The sequence below is a fragment of the Streptomyces sp. NPDC093094 genome, from assembly GCF_044754345.1.
Classification (GTDB): domain Bacteria; phylum Actinomycetota; class Actinomycetes; order Streptomycetales; family Streptomycetaceae; genus Streptomyces.
Genome location: NZ_JBIVOX010000004.1, coordinates 504,974 through 522,133, shown reverse-complemented (window position 1 = coordinate 522,133; position 17,160 = coordinate 504,974). Strand labels below are relative to the sequence as shown.

General features: G+C 72.5%; 9 protein-coding genes and 1 pseudogene. 8 read left to right on the top strand and 2 right to left on the bottom strand.

Annotated features, from left to right (window positions below; translation table 11 throughout):
* The first annotated feature begins 26 nt into the window (after positions 1–26).
* From ACIQGV_RS10950 to ACIQGV_RS10940, 3 genes are all read left to right on the top strand, one after another.
* Positions 27–2,729 carry a SpoIIE family protein phosphatase gene (locus ACIQGV_RS10950; RefSeq protein ID WP_402493132.1) on the top strand — a complete coding sequence of 901 codons (2,703 nt, stop codon included), beginning with the start codon at positions 27–29 and terminating at the stop codon, positions 2,727–2,729.
* Between the two features lie 306 nt (positions 2,730–3,035).
* Positions 3,036–5,909, top strand: coding sequence for a DEAD/DEAH box helicase (locus ACIQGV_RS10945; protein ID WP_402493130.1), 2,874 nt, complete (start codon positions 3,036–3,038; stop codon positions 5,907–5,909).
* The gene (locus ACIQGV_RS10940; RefSeq protein WP_402493129.1) at positions 5,906–7,138 is read left to right on the top strand and encodes an SWIM zinc finger family protein; all 1,233 of its coding nucleotides are present in this window, start codon (positions 5,906–5,908) and stop codon (positions 7,136–7,138) included. Before ACIQGV_RS10945 ends, ACIQGV_RS10940 begins: the two co-directional genes overlap by 4 nt.
* Positions 7,139–7,180: 42 nt before the next feature.
* Here the strand turns inward: ACIQGV_RS10940 and ACIQGV_RS10935 are convergent, their stop codons facing one another.
* Positions 7,181–7,744 carry a TetR family transcriptional regulator gene (locus ACIQGV_RS10935; protein ID WP_402493128.1) on the bottom strand — a complete coding sequence of 188 codons (564 nt, stop codon included), beginning with the start codon at positions 7,742–7,744 and terminating at the stop codon, positions 7,181–7,183.
* 128 nt (positions 7,745–7,872) lie between these two features.
* Between ACIQGV_RS10935 and ACIQGV_RS10930 the strand changes: the two genes are divergently transcribed.
* From ACIQGV_RS10930 to ACIQGV_RS10910, 5 genes and pseudogenes are all read left to right on the top strand, one after another.
* The gene (locus ACIQGV_RS10930) at positions 7,873–8,808 is read left to right on the top strand and encodes an SDR family oxidoreductase (RefSeq protein ID WP_402493127.1); all 936 of its coding nucleotides are present in this window, start codon (positions 7,873–7,875) and stop codon (positions 8,806–8,808) included.
* Between the two features lie 36 nt (positions 8,809–8,844).
* A pseudogene (locus ACIQGV_RS10925) lies at positions 8,845–8,901 on the top strand (hypothetical protein); the annotation flags it as partial.
* Positions 8,899–9,087 carry a hypothetical protein gene (locus ACIQGV_RS10920; protein WP_402493207.1) on the top strand — a complete coding sequence of 63 codons (189 nt, stop codon included), beginning with the start codon at positions 8,899–8,901 and terminating at the stop codon, positions 9,085–9,087. The pseudogene ACIQGV_RS10925 and the gene ACIQGV_RS10920, both read left to right, overlap by 3 nt.
* A gap of 152 nt (positions 9,088–9,239) precedes the next feature.
* Positions 9,240–9,680, top strand: a complete 441-nt coding sequence (locus tag ACIQGV_RS10915) for a hypothetical protein (protein WP_402493126.1) — start codon at positions 9,240–9,242, stop codon at positions 9,678–9,680.
* Positions 9,677–15,409, top strand: coding sequence for a tetratricopeptide repeat protein (locus ACIQGV_RS10910; protein ID WP_402493124.1), 5,733 nt, complete (start codon positions 9,677–9,679; stop codon positions 15,407–15,409). Before ACIQGV_RS10915 ends, ACIQGV_RS10910 begins: the two co-directional genes overlap by 4 nt.
* A gap of 427 nt (positions 15,410–15,836) precedes the next feature.
* Here ACIQGV_RS10910 and ACIQGV_RS10905 read toward each other — a convergent pair whose 3' ends face one another.
* Entirely contained in the window at positions 15,837–16,388 is a 552-nt protein-coding gene (locus ACIQGV_RS10905) for a hypothetical protein (protein ID WP_402493122.1), read from the bottom strand.
* Between the last annotated feature and the right edge of the window lie 772 nt (positions 16,389–17,160).

Here is a 17,160-nt window from a genome sequence, read left to right as displayed (position 1 = left end):
GGGTGGTGCAGTGTTAGGAAAGAGCCATGCTCGAACGCGCCAACCGTTCCCGGGGCAGCTCCAAACAGTCACGCAGAGTGAGGAGCCCCCGGAGCCTGGCCGGTCAAGTGTTCGCCGTGCAGGTGGCGGTGGTGGTTCTGCTGGTGCTGGGAGCGATCCTGGCACTGGTCCTGGAATCCAGGAGCGCCAGCGACACAGAGGCCCGCAACCGGTCAGTGGCGGTCGCGGAGGCGTTCGCGCACTCCCCCGGCCTCGTCGACGCCCTGAACTCGTCCGACCCGTCGAAGACGCTGCAGCCGCTGACCGAGGCGGCGCGCAAGACGGCGGGCGTCGACTTCATCGTGATCATGGACACCCAGGGCATCCGCTACACCCACCCGATACCCGACCGGATCGGCAAACGCTTCGTCGGCACCATCGGGCCCTCCCTGGCCGGCCGCATCTACACCGAGAGCGTGCACGGGCCGCTCGGCCATGAGATGCAGGCGGTCGTGCCCGTGAAGAACGCCGACGGCACGGTGGTGGGCCTGGTCTCGGCCGGACTGAAGGTCAAGAACGTCGCCGCGGCCGGCAACAAGCAGCTGCCGATCATCCTCGGTACCGGAGCCGCCGCGCTGGCGTTGGCCACCACCGGCACCGCCCTCACCGCCCGGCGCCTGAAGCGCCAGACCCACGGGCTCGGCCCCGAGGAGATGACGCGGATGTACGAGCACCACGACGCGGTGCTGCACGCGGTGCGCGAGGGCGTGGTCATCGTCGGGCAGGACAGGCGGCTGGTGCTGGCGAACGACGAGGCGAAGGAGCTGCTGGGGCTACCGGCGGACGCGGAGGGCCGTCACGCGGCGGACCTGGTGGGGCTCTCCCCCGACACCCGCGAGCTGCTGGTGTCGGGCCGCCCGGCCGCCGACGAGGTGCATCGGGCCGGCGGGCGGCTGCTCGTGGTGAATCAGCGGCCGACCGACCGCCACAGCGGCGCCATGGGGACGGTCGCCACGATCCGCGACTCCACCGAGCTGCTCGCGGTCTCCGGCAAGGCCGAGGCGGCCGGCAAACGGCTGGCCCTGCTCTACGAGGCCGGCACCGACATCGGCTCCACCCTCGACGTCGAGCACACGGCCGAGGAACTGGCCCGCGTCGCCGTCCCCGGCCTCGCGGACTTCGTCACCGTCGACCTGGCCGACCCTGTGCTCCAGGGTGACGAGCCGTCCAGCGGCCGCATGGAGCTGCGCCGCGTCGCCGTCAGCGGGATCTGCGAGGACCACCCCTTCTACCCCCGCGGCAAGCTGATCACCTTCATTCCCTCCACCCCGCAGGCCCAGGGCTTCGACAGCGGCCTGTCCCAGGTGGTGCCGGACCTGTCGGCGGCGGACGGATGGCAGGCGCAGGACCCGCAGTGGACGCGCCGGATCATCGACCACGGCGTGCACTCGCTGATCACCACGCCGCTGTCGGCGCGCGGCATCATCCTGGGCGTCGCCAACTTCTGGCGGACGCAGAAGCCCGAGCCGTTCGACGAGGAGGACCTGTCGCTGGCCGAGGAACTGGTGGCGAGGGCGGCGGTCAGCATCGACAACGCCCGGCGGTACACCCGCGAACACGCGATGGCCGTGACCCTGCAGCGCAGCCTGCTGCCGCGCGCCCTGCCGGAGCAGAGCGCGCTGGATGTCGCTCACCGCTACCTCCCGGCGCAGTCCGGGGTCAGCGGCGACTGGTTCGACGTCATCCCCCTGCCCGGCAGCCGGGTCGCCCTGGTGGTGGGCGACGTCGTCGGCCACGGACTGCACGCCGCGGCCACCATGGGCCGGCTGCGCACCGCCGTCCACAACTTCTCGGCGCTCGACATCCCGCCGGACGAGCTGCTCGGCCACCTCGACGAGCTCGTCGACCGCATCGACCGGGAGGAGAGCGACGACGGTTCCGGGACGGACGTCTCCGGCGCCACCTGCCTGTACGCGATCTACGACCCGGTCTCCCGTCTGTGCACCGTCAGCCGGGCCGGCCACCCCCCGCCCGCGCTGATCCGCCCGGACGGCAGCGTCGACTTCCCGGACCTGCCGGTCGGGCCACCGCTGGGCGCAGGGGGCGCGCTCTTCGAGACGACGGAGCTGCAGCTGGACGAGGGCACCCAGATCGTCCTCTACACCGACGGGCTGATCGAGGACCGCGCGCGGGACTTCGACGCGAGCATGGACCTGCTGCGCGACGCTCTCGCCGGCCACCGGCGAGAGCCCGAGGAGAACTGCCGGGCGATGATCGACGTCCTGCTGCCTGCCCGGCCGCAGGACGATGTGGCCCTGCTGATCGCCCGCACCCGGGTGATCGACCCGGAGAACATCGTCGAACGGGACATCCCGTTCGCCCCGGAGGCCGTCGCAGACCTGCGCACCTGGGCGACGGCCGCGCTGGAGAAGTGGGACCTCGGCGACCTGGTCTTCACCACCGAGCTGATCCTCAGCGAGCTCGCCACCAACGCCATCCGCTACGGCACGTCGCCCGCCCGGGTACGGCTGCTCCGCGACAACGCCCTGATCTGCGAGGTCACGGACGGCAGCAGCACCGCCCCGCACCTGCGGTACGCGGCCACCACGGACGAAGGCGGCCGCGGCCTGTTCCTGGTCTCCCAGCTCACCACCCACTGGGGCACCCGCTACAACCCCCGCGGCAAGACCATCTGGGCCGAGCAGGCCCTCCCCACCCCCGTCGGCCTCCCGCACGGCACGGCACCGTGACACCGGTCGAGCGGCGCCGGCGGCACACGGCTGCCCGGAAGAAGCTCTCCATTGCGGCGTTGCCGTCGGCGGCCCCGACCCGGCCCGGCCGACGATCCGTCGCCGATGGCGCAGCCCGAGGCACCCTCCCCGGCGACGACGCCTGTCGCGGGCGTGCCGTCACCCGGCTGCCCTTGCCTGCGGCAGAAGTTCCGCCCCCGTCGGTGAAGGCACGGCCTGAGCTTGCCGGTGGGTGACAGTACGTGGTGAAGTCCGGTAGTGGCAGGGGCCTGTGAGGACCACCGGTTGGCGATGGAGCGGCAAAGAGTGGCACGGATCGTCGTACGAGAACCGCACACGGGCGCCCTGGGCGCACCGCCGCTTGCCGACGCCGAGGCGTCCGCCTGGGCGCGGGAGCTTCTCGACGGGGGCTGGGCCGCGGTGTTCCTGCCCGGGGAGCCCGCCCGGCTCGGACGGCTCCTGCTCTGGCAGCCCGCCGGGGCGGTCGCCGGGGACGGTGCCCTGCCGGCGGGTGTGGAGACCGGCTCCGTGGAGCTGGTGCTGCCGCACGGCCGCTCGGTCAGACGGCGCAAGGTCGACGGCTACGCGCTGCCTGTCGCGGTTGCCGTGTCCGCCCTGGCCGGGGCGCAGCCGTCGCACCCGTCCGCCGCTGCCTGGAAGGCGGCCACCCGGTTCGCACTGCGGATGCTCGCCGACGGCCGCCTCCACCCGGCCCTCACCCCCGCCGGTCACGACACCTGGCTGGCGGGCCCCTTCACCGCCGCCCAGCGGCAGACGCTGGGCGCCCTCGCCGGTGCCTTCCCGCCCCACGCCCACTGCCTGCCGGAGCCGGGGCCGCCGCCCGTACGCATGGCCGAACCGGCAGCCTTGGTACGCCGGTTCTGCGACGCGGTCGCCGACGACCTGGTCCGCACTCCCGCAGCGCCGCTCGCCGTGGGAGCGCTGCCGTACGCCTGGCGCGAGACGCGTGCCGTGCCTGTGCTGCGCGAGTGGGCCGAGGAGACCGCCGCCGCGTCGACCGCCGAGGTCGGCGTCTCGCTGCGCGTCGACGTGCCCGAGGGGCGGCGCCGGCAGTTCCGGGCCGTCCTGCAACTGCACACCGCGGCGGATCCGGCGCTCGTCGTGGAGGCCGGTCGGTTGTGGAGCGAGCCCGGCGAGGTGGAGCGGCTGCTGGGCCCGCGTACCGAGACCGAGACGCTGCTCGCACTGCGCCGCGGCGCCCGCGCCTGGCCCCCGCTCCGGCGACTGCTGGCGGACACCGCTCCTGAGCAGCTCCGGCTGACCGATGACGAAGCCCTCGACCTGCTGGGCGACGCCACCGAGGCGCTGCGCTCGGCCGGCATCGACGTGCACTGGCCGCGCGAACTGGTCAAAGCGCTCACCGCGACCGCGGAGCTCGGACAGCGCACCGCCCCCGGCTCCAGCGTGGGCGGCCTCCTCGACACCGATGCCCTCCTCGGCTTCCGCTGGCAGGTCTCGCTCGGCGGCGAGCCGCTCACCGAAGCCGAGATGGACGCCCTCGCCGAGGCACGGCGTCCTCTGGTCCGGCTGCGCGACCAGTGGGTGGTCGCCGACCCCAAGCTGGTGGCCCGCGCGAAGCGCCGCCGGATGGAACCGCTCACCCCCATGGAGGCCCTGGGCGCCGCGCTGACCGGCGAGGTGGACAGGGACGGGGAGACGTTCGCCTGCGAGGCGGTCGGCGCGCTCGGCGATCTGGTCGCCCGTGTCCGCGATCCCGAGTCCCGCGTCCCCGCCGCACAGCCCGCCGCTCTCAGGGCCACCTTGCGCGCCTACCAGAAGCGGGGCCTCGCCTGGCTGACCGAGATGTGCGAGCTCGGCCTCGGCGGCTGCCTCGCCGACGACATGGGCCTGGGCAAGACCATCACCCTGCTCGCCCTGCATCTGCACCGTCAGACCGATCCCGCCACCGCGGGCCCCACCCTGGTGGTCTGCCCCACCTCTCTGCTCGGCAACTGGCAGCGCGAGGCGGCCAGGTTCACTCCGACCGTCCCCGTGCGCCGCTACCACGGCGGCGACCGCCACCTCAAGGACCTGACCGGCGACGAGATCGTCCTGGTCACCTACGGGGTCCTGCGGCGCGACCGTGACGTCCTCGCCGAAACCGCCTGGTCGCTGATCGCCGCCGACGAGGCCCAGCACGTCAAGAACCCCTACGCCGTCACCGCCCGCGAGCTGCGCGCCCTGCCCGCCCGCGCCCGCGTCGCGCTGACCGGCACCCCGGTGGAGAACAACCTCTCCGAACTGTGGGCGCTCCTCGACTGGACCACCCCCGGGCTCCTCGGCTCCCTGTCCGCCTTCCGCGACCGGTACGCCCGCGCCGTCGAGGCGGGAGCGGACCCCGAGGCCGCCGAGCGCCTGTCCCGTCTCGTGCGTCCCTTCCTGTTGCGCCGCAAGAAGTCCGATCCGGGCATCGCTCCCGAACTGCCGCCCAAGACCGAGACCGACCGCGTCGTCCCGCTGACGGTCGAGCAGAGCAGTCTGTACGAGGCGGTGGTCCGCGAGACCATGGCGAAGATCGAGAAGTCCGAGGGCATCGCCCGGCGTGGTCTCGTGCTGAAACTGCTCACCGCTCTGAAGCAGATCTGCAACCACCCCGCCCAGTATCTGCGCCAGTCCACGCCGCTCGCCGGTCGCTCCGGAAAGCTCGACCTGCTCGACGAACTCATCGACACCATCACCTCCGAGGGCGAATCGGTGCTGGTCTTCACCCAGTACAAGCAGATGGCGGCCCTCCTGGAGAAACATCTCGCCGAACGCGGCGTCCCCACCCTCTTCCTCCACGGCGGCATCCCCGCCGCCCGGCGCGAGGACATGGTGGAACGCTTCCAACGTGGTGAAGTGCCGGTTTTCCTGCTGTCGTTGAAGGCGGCGGGCACCGGGCTCAACCTCACCCGCGCCGCTCACGTCGTGCACTACGACCGCTGGTGGAACCCGGCCGTCGAGGACCAGGCCACCGACCGCGCCCACCGCATCGGGCAGGACAAGCCCGTGCAGGTCCACAAACTCCTCACGGAGGGGACCGTGGAGGACAAGGTGGCCAAGCTGCTGGAATCCAAGCGCATGCTCGCCGATGCCGTCGTCGGCTCCGGCGAGGCCGCCCTGACCGAACTGTCCGACGCCGATCTCGCCGAACTCGTCGCCCTGGGGAGGCAGCCTTGAGCCCCTCGGTCCCCGGCCCGCGCCGCGCACCCGCACGCGGCAAGCACGCCTTCGCCGCCACCTGGTGGGGCCAGGCATGGGTCACCGCTCTGGAGGACTCCGCTCTGGACGCCGGGCGTCTGTCCCGCGGACGCACCTACGCCCGCAAGGGCATGGTCGGCCCGATCACCATCGCCCCGGGCCGGGTCACAGCCGCCGTCCAGGGCAGCCGACCGCGCCCGTACCGCTCCTCGGTCCATCTGCCCGTCCTCGCCGACGCCGAGTGGGACACCCTGTTCGACACCGTCGTGGCCCGCACCGGGCATCTCGCCGCGCTCCTCGACGGCGAGATGCCCGCCGAACTCGTCGACGACGCCCGCCGGGCGGGCGTCCCCCTCCTCCCCCGGCCCACCGAACTCGATCCCGAGTGCTCATGCCCCGACTGGGGGCACCCCTGCAAGCACGCCGCCGCGCTCTGCTATGCCATCGCCGTCACCATCGACGCCGACCCGTTCGTGCTCTTCGCGCTGCGCGGCCGCAACCGGGAGGAGGTCCTCACCGAGCTGCGCGTACGCCGTACGGCGAAGCAGGAGACCGCCGCCCTGCCGGTCCCCACGGGCGTCCCGGCCGCCGCCGCGTACGCCCGCTGGGCCGAGCACACCCCCCAGCTGCCCGAGCCTCCCGCCCCGGCCGCCCACACAGCCGCGCTGCCCCTCGCCCCGCCCTCCGGCACCGGTCTGTCCACCACGGACCTGGAACGCCTCATGACCGACACCGCCGCACGCGCCGCGCGGCTCCTGGCCGGCGACACCACCGGCCTGCACCTGACCCGGCACCAGGACGCCGTACGCATCGCCGCAAGCGGCCCCGGACCTGAGTGGTTCCACCACCTGATCCAGAACACCGGCATCAAACCGGCCGCGTTCGCCCGCCTCACCCGCGCCTGGCGTCACGGCGGCCCCGTCGGCCTCACCGTCGCCGAACAGCCGCACACCCCTGACCCGGCCGTGATGGCGGCCGCCCGTACCGCCCTGACCGCGGCCCTCGCCGACATGACCGCCGCCCCTGTCTCCCTCCGGGCCTGGCGCAACCGCCTCACCCTCCCCGACCACGGCATCCAGCTCCGTCTGGGCCCCGACGCCCGCTGGTACCCCGGCCTCCACGACAACGGCGAATGGTGGCCCGCGGCGCCGCCCCACACCGACCCCGTCACGGCGCTCACCTCCGTCTGGCAGCAGGCCGGAAAGTGACACGTACGGCAGCCTGGTGAATCCGCCCCTCGGCCCACAAGTTCACCTGCCCGGGACCATGGTTCCGAGTGCCTCGAAGGTGTCCCTGACGAACTGAGGGAGGTCCGCCGGGCCGGACTCGTCGACCCAGCGCTGGAACGCGGTCTTGAAGACGGCGACCCCCGCTTCGGCGGCGAGGCTCGCGTGCGGCTCCGCGACGCCGCGCAGGCGCAGGGCGTCGGCGAGAGCCGCGGCGACGGACGCGAGCTTGATCAGCTCGCGTTCCTGGAGTTCGGCGTGCGCGGTGATGACGGCCTGGCGGCGCCGGACGGTGTCTCTGCGTTCCTGGAACCCCTCTGCGGTGGACTGGAGGGCTGCCGACACGGCGTCGAGCGGGGCCGTGTCGTCCGGCACGTCGGTGAGGGCGGCGACGACGGCCTCCTGGAGCGCGTTCGCGGGGAACAGGACCTCGCGCTTGTCGGCGAAGTGGCGGAAGAACGTGCGCTCGGTGAGTCCCGCTCGCTGCGCGATCTCCTTGACGGTCGTCGCGTCGAAGCCGCGCTCGCTGTAGAGCTCCAGTGCCGCCTGCTCCAGGCGTCCGCGCGCGTTCGGTTCCCATCTGGCCATGCCTGTGATCGTACTCGATGTCAGTCACTGTCATCAGATGCTACTCTGATGACAGTGACTGACATCGCTGCAGGTGCCGCCATCGGCGGCGGCCCATGACCGGCGGTGCGTACGAGGAGGTTCTTTTCATGCGTGTTTTCGTCACCGGTGCGTCCGGCTGGATCGGCTCCGCCGTCGTGCCCGACCTGATCGACGGCGGCCACCAGGTCGTCGGCCTCGCCCGTTCGGACGCTTCCGCCGACGCCCTCACCGCAGCCGGGCTCGAGGTGGTCCGCGGCGGCCTCGAGGACCTCGATGTCCTGCGCGCCGCCGCTGCGGCGGCGGACGGTGTGATCCATCTGGCCTTCGATCACGGACTCGCTTTCCAGGGCGGGGACTTCAAGGGAGCCGCCGACATGGACCGCGCGTCCGTCGAGGCCATGGCGCAGGCGCTGACGGGCACGGGCAAGGCGTTCGTCCTCACCTCCGGGACCCCTGTCGCAGCGGGCCGTACGGCGACCGAGAACGACGGGCACGACGTGCCGCCGATCGATGCCGTCCCGCCGGAGGCCGCCGGAGCGGTGACCCGGATGGCCACCGCCGAGTACGTGCGCGCCCTCGCCGGTGAAGGGGTGCGCTCATCGGTCGTACGCCTGCCCCGCACCAACCACGGCGACGGGGACAAGGGCTTCGTCGCGCACCTGGTCGGCACCGCCCGCGACAAGGGCGTGGCCGGGTACTACGGCGACGGCACCAACCGCTGGCCCGCCGTTCACCGCCTGGATTCCGCGCGCATGTTCCGCCTCGCACTGGAAAAGGCCCCGGCGGGGACGACTCTGCACGCCGTCGCGGACGAGGGCGTGGCACTGCGCGACATCGCAGAGGTCATCGGCCGCCATCTGAACGTACCGACGGCCGCCGTCGCACCCGAGGACGCGGGCGAGCACTTCGGCTGGCTGGCTCCCGTCCTCGCCGCCGACCAGCCCGCCTCCAGCACACTCTCCCGTGAGCTGACGGGATGGGAGCCGGCCCGGGCGAACCTCCTCGACGACCTCGGCCAGGGGCACTACTTCCACTCAGCCTGACGGCGCACGGCCTGGGCGGCGGCACACGTCGATGGCGTTCTCCCCGACGGAACCCTCCTCGCCACCAGCGGCGCCGACGGGACAGCTCGGCTGTGGGACCTGGAAACGCGCCGGCCTCTTGGCGAGACCCTCACCGGCCACGAGGGAGCGGTGCGGGCGGTGGCGTTTTCCCTCGACGGCACTGTCCCGGCCACCGGCAGTCATGCCGACACCGTGCGGCTGTGGGTGATTCCCGCAAGTGTCCGGAGGCCGAGCCGAGCTGACGTGCCGCCTGCGTAGAACCGGAGCGCCCGGGTGGACGAGCGCGGCGGCGGACGGGAACCGGGCAGCTGTCACTGAGCGTATATCGGGCAAAGGCGCTGTGTACGCGCCGGCAGGGCGCTACCGTCTCAGACCTACCGGCATGCGATGAGCGACAACGGGGGGACGAGATGCTGCCTGAGGCGTTGACGGCACTGGCCGCAGCGGGGGGTGCCGCGGTGGTGCAGGCGGCGGGAAGCGATGCGTGGGAAGGGCTGCGCAGCCGACTGGCGGGATGGTTCGGCCGCGGCGACGCGGAGCGCGAGCGCGGTGAGCTGGAACGGCTGGACCGCAGTGCGGCCGATCTCGCTGCCGCCGACACCGGCACCGGCGAGCGGGTCAGGGGACGGCAGGAGGCCGTGTGGCAGACCCGCATCGAAGCCCTGCTGGAAGGCATGGACGACGAGGAGCGCGTCCGGGCCGCCGGTGAGCTGGAGCAGTTGCTGGACCAGGCCGCGCCGCCGGCTTCCGGTGGGGGCGGGCTGGTGTCGGGCAACACCTTCAACGGCCCGACCGCCGTGCAGGTCGGCTACCGCGGCCATCAGGACGTCCGCTTCGGCCCTCAGGCATGACCCGTTCCCGGACCGGCACGACGGGCGGTGGCGTGCACGGCAACACCTTCAACGGCCCGACCGCCGTCCAGAACGGGCCCTTCGCAACCCAGAATGTCCAGTTCGTCTATCAGTGGAAGCCCGCATACCGCATCGAGGACCTCCCCACCGCACAGCTGCCGCTCGATGGCCGCCGTGCGCTGGAGCAGCCCTCCCGGCTGCTGCGTGCCGCGCACCAGGTGGTGCCCTTCACCGGCCGTCACGCGGACCTCGCCCAGCTGGCCGACTGGCGTGACATGGACCGGAAGGGCGCGGTCCGGCTTGTGAGCGGCCCCGGCGGCCAGGGCAAGACCCGGCTCGCGACACACTTCGCCGACCTGACCCGTGCGGAGGGCTGGACGGTCCGGCAGGCGGTCACCAACGCGTCCGGCTCCACCGGCGAGGTCAACGGCCCCGCCACGATCGGCACCGGTCTGCTGCTCGTGGTCGACTACGCCGAGCGCTGGCCCAAGTCGCATCTGGAAGAACTCCTCGCCGAGGTCCTCACCCGGCCCGACGACGTGCCCGTGCGGGTCCTGCTGCTCTCGCGTCCGGTCGGCGTCTGGTGGGAGAGCCTGGAGACCTGGATCACCGACAGACTGGACGACCGGACCGAATCGCCGACCGCCGTCGACGCGCGGGGGCTGCCGCCCCTCGCCGAGGTCCCGGACGAGCGGGAGGCGTTGTTCGGGCAGGCCCGTGACTGCTTCGCCCGGCACCTCGGACTGGCCGACGAGGAGGCCGCGCTGGTCGAGGCGCCCGCGGACATCGCGGCCGACGACGACTACGCCCAGATCCTCACCCTTCACATGACCGCGCTGGCATCGGTCGCGGCCCGTCAGCGCGGTGACCGGGCGCCGGCCAACCCTGCGGAGGCGAGCGCGTTCCTGCTCAAGCGTGAACGAGCCCAGTGGGCCGAGCTGCGCAGGAGCTCCGAGGCGCTGGTGTCCTCCACCCCCGAGGTGATGGGCCGCGCAGTGCTGGTCGCGACGCTGACGCACCGCCAGGTACGCGATCCGCACGGGTGGGACGCCCTGCACCGGGCCAGGCTGGCGGACCGGGACGGCGACGCGAACACCATCCTGGACGACCACCTCAAGTGCTATCCGTCGCTTGTCGGCCAGGTACTGGAACCGCTGTACCCCGACCGCCTCGCCGAAGACTTCCTCGGACTCACCACGCCGGCGAGTCACGACAGTTCCCACCCCGTACCCGGTGCCGTGGTCGACGACTGGGCCCACCGCGCGGTCCGGCGTCTCATCCTCGGCCGCAGCGGAACGGACACTCCCGCACCGTGGACACAGCACACCCTGACCGTCCTCACGGAGACCGCGCGCCGCTGGCCCCACGTGGCCACCGGCCAGCTGTACCCCCTGCTCAGGGAGCATCCCGAGCTGGCTCTGCACGCGACGAGCGCCACACTGGTGACCCTCTCGGAGCTGAAAACACTCGACCTCGCGGTACTTGAGGGCATCGAGTCGCTGCTCCCCGACCGGGACACCAACCTCGACCTCGGTATCGCCGCCGTCGTCGAACGCCTGGCCTGCCATCGGCTGGCCACGACCGACGACCCGCTCGTCCACGCCCGCGACCACCACCACCAGGCGCGGCGCTTCCACAACGCCGGCCTGCCGGGCAAGGCCGTCGCGGCCGGCCGGAAGGCCCTGGAAGCCTGGCGTGGCCTGGCCGCCGACGATCCGGTGCACGAACCCGAGTACGCTCGCGCCCTCGCCAACCTCGGCAACCACCTCTCGGCGGCCGGGGAGCGGAAGCAGGCACGTGAATTCGCCGAGCAGGCGGTCTGCCTCTACCGCCGCCTGGCCGAGGAGAACGCCCCGGACCACGAGGCCGACCTCGCCACCGCCCTGTCGAACCTCGCGTCCCATCTGTCGGACATGGGCGAGCGCGAGAAGGCCGCCGCCCGTGTCGCGGAGGCACTCGTGATCCGCCGCCGCCTCGCGGAGGCCAACCCCGGGGTCCCCGACCCCGGTCTGGCGCTCTGCCTCGTCAACCACGGCAACTTCCTGTCCGACCTCGGCCGGCGGGACGAAGCCCTCGCCGCCACGGAGGAGGCGGTACGCATCCACCGTCGGCTGGCGGAGACGAACCCCGCCGCCCACGATCCCGATCTGGCCGGCTCGCTCAACAACCTCGGCAACCACCTGTCCGACGCGGGGCGCCCGTATGACGCCCTGGCGGTCACGGCGGAGGCCGTCACGGTCAAGCGGAGGCTGGTCGAGGCGAACCAGGCCATGTACCGGTCCGACCTCGCGCGGTCCCTGTCCAACCTCGGCAACCGCCTGTCGGGCATCGGCCGCCTCGCGGACGCCCTGGAGGCGGAGCGGGAGGCGACGGGCATCCGTGAGCTGCTGGCGAGGGAGAACCCGGCCGCTTTCGGCGCCGAACTCGCGGACTCCCGGTCCAACCTCGGGCTCCGGCTGTCCGACATGGGGCAGCGACGTGCGGCGGTGACCGTGACCGAGAGCGCGGTCACCGCCTACCGCGAGCTGTGCACGAACTACCGGGCGACCTTCGAGCCCGACCTCGCGCGGGCACTGGCCAACTACGGATGCCAACTGACGGACGTGGGGCGGCGGAAGGAGGCACTGGCGGCCGGAGAGGAGTCGGTTGCCCTCTATCGTCAGCTTGCGGCAGCCAACGAGGCCGCCCACGAGCTCGAACTGGCGAACGCACTCGCCAACCTCAGCATCCACCTCTCCGAGCTGGGACGGCACGAGGACGCCCTGTCCGCGACCGAGGAGGCGGTACGTGTCCTCCGGCGGCTGGCAGCGGCCGACGAGACCGCCCACGGGCCGGGCCTCGCCCGTGCCCTGAACAACCTCGGCCTCCGTCTCCTGGCCCTCGGGCGCCGCGACGACGCCCTGTCCGCCGCCGAGGATGCCGTCCGGACCCACCGTCGGCTGGCGGACTCGGAACCCGCCGCCCACGAGCCGGATCTCGCCGCCTCACTCACCAACCTCGGCAGAACCCTCTCGGCGCTGGGCCGGCACGAGGACGCCCTGGCCACAGGGCGGCAGGCGACGGAGATCCGACGTCGGCTGGCAGCGCACAACCCTGATGCACACACCGCCGACCTGGCCCTCACCCTGAACAACCTCGGTGCCCTGCTGTCGGAGACGGGACGGTGGGAGGAGGCTCTCGCCGTCACAGAGGAAGCGGTGGACATCAGGCGCCGTCTGGCGGAGGAGGACGCCGCCGCTCACGGACCCGACCTCGCCACCTCACTCACCAACCTCGGCAACCGGCTGTCCGGGCTGGGACGGTGGGAGGAGGCCCTCGCCGCCACCGAGGAGGCCGTGGACATCAGGCGCCGTCCGGCGAAGGCCGGTTCCGCCGTCGACCCGGCCGATCTGGCCTGCGCGCTGAACAACCTCGGTGTCCTGCTGTCGGAGATGGGACGGGAGGAAAAGGCCCTCGCCGCCACCGAGGAGGCCGTGGACATACGGCGTCTGCTCGCCGGGGAGCACCCCGCAGCCTATGAGCCGGATCTCGCCATGTCGCTGCTCAACCTCGGCAACCAGCTGTCGGGGGTGGGACGCGTCGGTGACGCGTTCACCGTGACGGAGGAGGCGGCCGGTATCTGTCGCCGCCTGGCCTCGGAGCTTCCGGATGCCCACGATCCCCTGCTCGCAGGCGTGCTCACCAACCTCGGCAAGTTCCATGCGGACGCCGGCCACCGCGAGGAGGCCGTCACCGTCGCCCAGGAGGCGGTGGCCGTGCGGCGCCGGCTCGTACGGAGCAATCCAACGGCCCACGAGCCCGCGCTCGTGCTGGGCCTGACGAATCTCGGTGCCTCTCTGGCGGGTGTGGGGCGCGCCGACGACGCGCTTGCCGTGACGGAGGAGGCGGCCGGCATCTGCCGCCGCCTGGCCTCCGAGTTTCCGGAGGCCCACACGCCCGCCCTCGCGCGTGTACTGGCCAACCTCGGCAAGCTCCACTCGGACATGGGCCGGCGGGAGGAGGCGCTCACCGCCTCCCAGGAGGCAGTGGACCTGCGGCGCCGACTCGCGCAGGGCAGTCCCGAAGCCCACGAGCCCAGCCTCGTCATGGCCCTGACGAACCTCGGCGTCGCGTTCGCGGGGATGGGGCGCCGCGACGAGGCGCTTGCCGTGGCGGTCGAGACCGTCACCGTCTCCCGCCGCCTCGCGTCCCGCAGCCCGGCCGCCTTCAGCCACCTGCACGCGTTCTGCCTGAACAACCTGGGTGCCTACCTGTCAGCGTCGGGACGCTGGGACGAAGCGCTCTCCATGACCGAGGAGGCCGTCGCCCTCTACCGGAAGACGGCCCAGGACGACCCCGCCGCCCACGAGCCGGGCGCCCACGAGCCCGCCCTCGCGGGCGCGCTCACCAATCTCGGCCTGTACCTGACGCTGACGGGCCGGCTGGAGGAGGCGGTCACCGTCGCCGAGGACGCGGTGGACACCCGCCGCCGGCTGGCGGCCGCCCTTCCCGCCGCCCACGAGCCCGATCTCGCCGCCTCGTTGTCCACGCTCGGCCTGCTGCTGGCCGGCGCCGGACGGCCTGCGGACGCGCTGGCGGCCGAGGAAGACGCACTGGAGATCCGCCGCCGCCTCGCCGACGCGAGTCCCGCCGCCTTCGAACACCTTCTCGCCTCCTCACTGACGAACCTCGGCCGCCATCTGGCGGCCGTCGGCAGATGGGAGGACGCGCGGGCCCGTACCGAGGACGCCCTGTCCGTCCAGCGACGGCTGGCGAAGGCCAACCCTGCGGCCTTCGAGTCCGACCTCGGGCAATCCCTGTCCGCACTCGGCGTCCAGCTCGCCAACGCCGGACGCCGGAACGACGCGCTCGTGGTTGCCGAGGAGGCGACGGCCGTCCTGCGCCGCCTGGCGGACGGCGGGTCGGTCACGTTCCGTGCGGTGCTCGGCCACGCGCTGACCAGCCTGGGCAACCGTCATGCGGAACACGGGCACTGGGACAGCGCCCTGGCCGCCACCCGGGAGGCCGTGGAGATCCAGGGGCTGCTCGCGGCGGACAACCCCGCCACGCATGACCCCGACCACGCCACGGTGCTGTCGAACCTCGGCAGTCGGCTCGCGGCCACGGGCGACCGCACACAGGCCCTGATGGCAGCCGAGAGCGCCGTCACGGTTCTCCGGCGGGTTGCGGCGGGGTGCCCGGCCGCGTACGAGGCGAGCCTCGGCCGTGCGTTGTCGAATCTGGGCATGTGGCTTGTGACGGCAGGACGGCCGGACGAGGCCCTCGCCGTCACGGAGGAAGCTGTCGGCGTCCTCCGACGGGTCGCGGCGGAGTGTCCGGCCGCGTACGAGGCGAGCCTCGGCCGTGCGTTGTCGAATCTGGGCATGTGGCTTGTGACGGCAGGACGGCCGGACGAGGCCCTCGCCGTCACGGAGGAAGCTGTCGGCGTCCTCCGACGGGTCGCGGCGGAGTGTCCGGCCGCGTACGAGGCGAGCCTCGCCACGGCACTGGCTGCCATGAGCTGGACCCGGCACCAGGCCCAGCAGGATCTCCCGCACGCCCGGCACGCCGCCGCCGAGGCGGTCCAGCTGTTCCGCACGCTGGCGGAGGAGCGCCCCGAGCGTTTCGCCGGCGTGGTGAAGCCGGTGTCGAGGCTTCGGGACGCACTGGCCCGTGAGGACAAGCCTGACGGCGACACTGCGGACTTCTGGGGATGGGCCGTGGTCAACGCCGAGGACCTGGAGGCGTAGACCACGCTCACGAGTTGGCGCGTGACAGCGGGTGGGGCGTGTCTACCTGGCCATGGCCTGTTCTCAGGCAGTGACGGTGCGGTCGGAAGACCGGGCCGGCGAGGGCGCGGCAGGTGTCGGGCAGGCGGTCGCGGCGGTGGGTCCGGCGCATCAGTTGCTTCCGGCGTTCGTGGTCGGCGAGAGCGTGTCCGACGGTGACGCGGTCGGACGAGTGCCCGTGGCGGTCGTGTTCCCCCTGTTCGGCTCTGCCGGGCAACGCTCCCGGCCGCGGTTTCCGGGTGGTGTGATCGCCTGCCCGCGGTGGTCACGGCTCAGGCCGAACCCGCACACCGCTTCCTCCGCCCCGGTGGGGCCGGCACCGGGACGTGAACGGCCCCGAGCACGCCGAGGAGTTGTTCTCCGCGGCACCGGCGTCCGGATACGTCGATCAGCGGGGCAAGCGGCCCGACACGGCACGAAACCTCTCCCGCCCTGCAGCGAAGCTCGCGTCCCACAGACCTGTGGCGTCACCGCTCAGCGAAAGAGACTGGAGCCGTTGCTCCTCGGCCAGGAAGCGGGCTCCTGGCACGTTCTGGTCGAGCATGCCCATCGCGGTGAGCGCCGCGTGGCCGCAGGACACTGCGTCGTCAGCGTTTCCCGAGCCGTGGGAAAGCAGGGCATGACGGAGGCAGAGGGCAGCGAAGAAGGCGTAGGTGTCGGCGACATCGGTGATCCCCTCCTCGTTCGGCCGAAGTTCCGGAAAGCGCTCCAGCCGGCGCACGCCCTCGGCTGCGCCGGCGAGCGGCCGGTCGGCATGCCAGAGATCGCGGACGCACTCCGCATAAAAGTCCAGGTCGGCTTCCCGCCCCGGCTCGCCGGCCCTCAGGCCCGTGAACAGTGGCGCCATGCGTTCGGCACAGGCGGCGACATACAGGCGGATCGCCTCGCCGCCCCCGTCACGAAGTGCCTCCACGACGGCCTCCTCCACCAGCTTCTCCACGTCCCACCCTCATCCCGTTCGAACAGATCGGCAGGCTACACAGTGGACTGAAGAGCGCAGCTTGACGAGTGCGGACCCTGAGGTGTCTGGACGGCCCCGTTCACCGGGCTGAGCCCGCGCCGCTTCGGCAAACCGCTCACCGCGAGGGGGCAGACGAGATGCGGCGGGGCCAGACGCGTTCTGGCTGCCTCAGATTTCGATGCGGCGGTGCCACCGGTGCAGGTGCTCTGGGGCGAAAGGGTCGTTCACCGTCCGGTTGAGGACGCGTGCGTCGACAGGGGCCAGCGCGGCTCGCAGCTCTCGTCGCGCCCGCCCCCGCAGGTTCCATGCCGCCACTTCCGGCAGTGTCCGGATACGCCCGGCCGGGACGTCTGGATATCCGTGGTGCCACTCTTCAGCATCACGGGGGCGGCCGGCCCGCAGAGTCCAGGGTCGGAATGCGAGCGCGACGTCACCTCTGGACAGGCCGCGCTCGCGTTCGGACTGGAAGATCTGTCGGTTCGCCGATGCGGACAGACCCGGTATGACGGTCCGTCTGGCGTGCCTTGTGTCCCGAAGTGGCAGCTGAGACCTGATCTCGCCCGGTGTCCGGCGAGGCATGTCGACTTCCTGAAGGTGCGCCGGCTGGTCCCCGAACGCCGACCCGACGGCCGGCGAGCCTCAAGGTCTCACCTGAGGCGCGGCCTGGACTGTCAGCTTCTCTGGACCAGGCCGTCTCTTCCGGAACCCGACCGACCCGCGCCGCCCGGCACCGCACCTCACCGCCCCGACG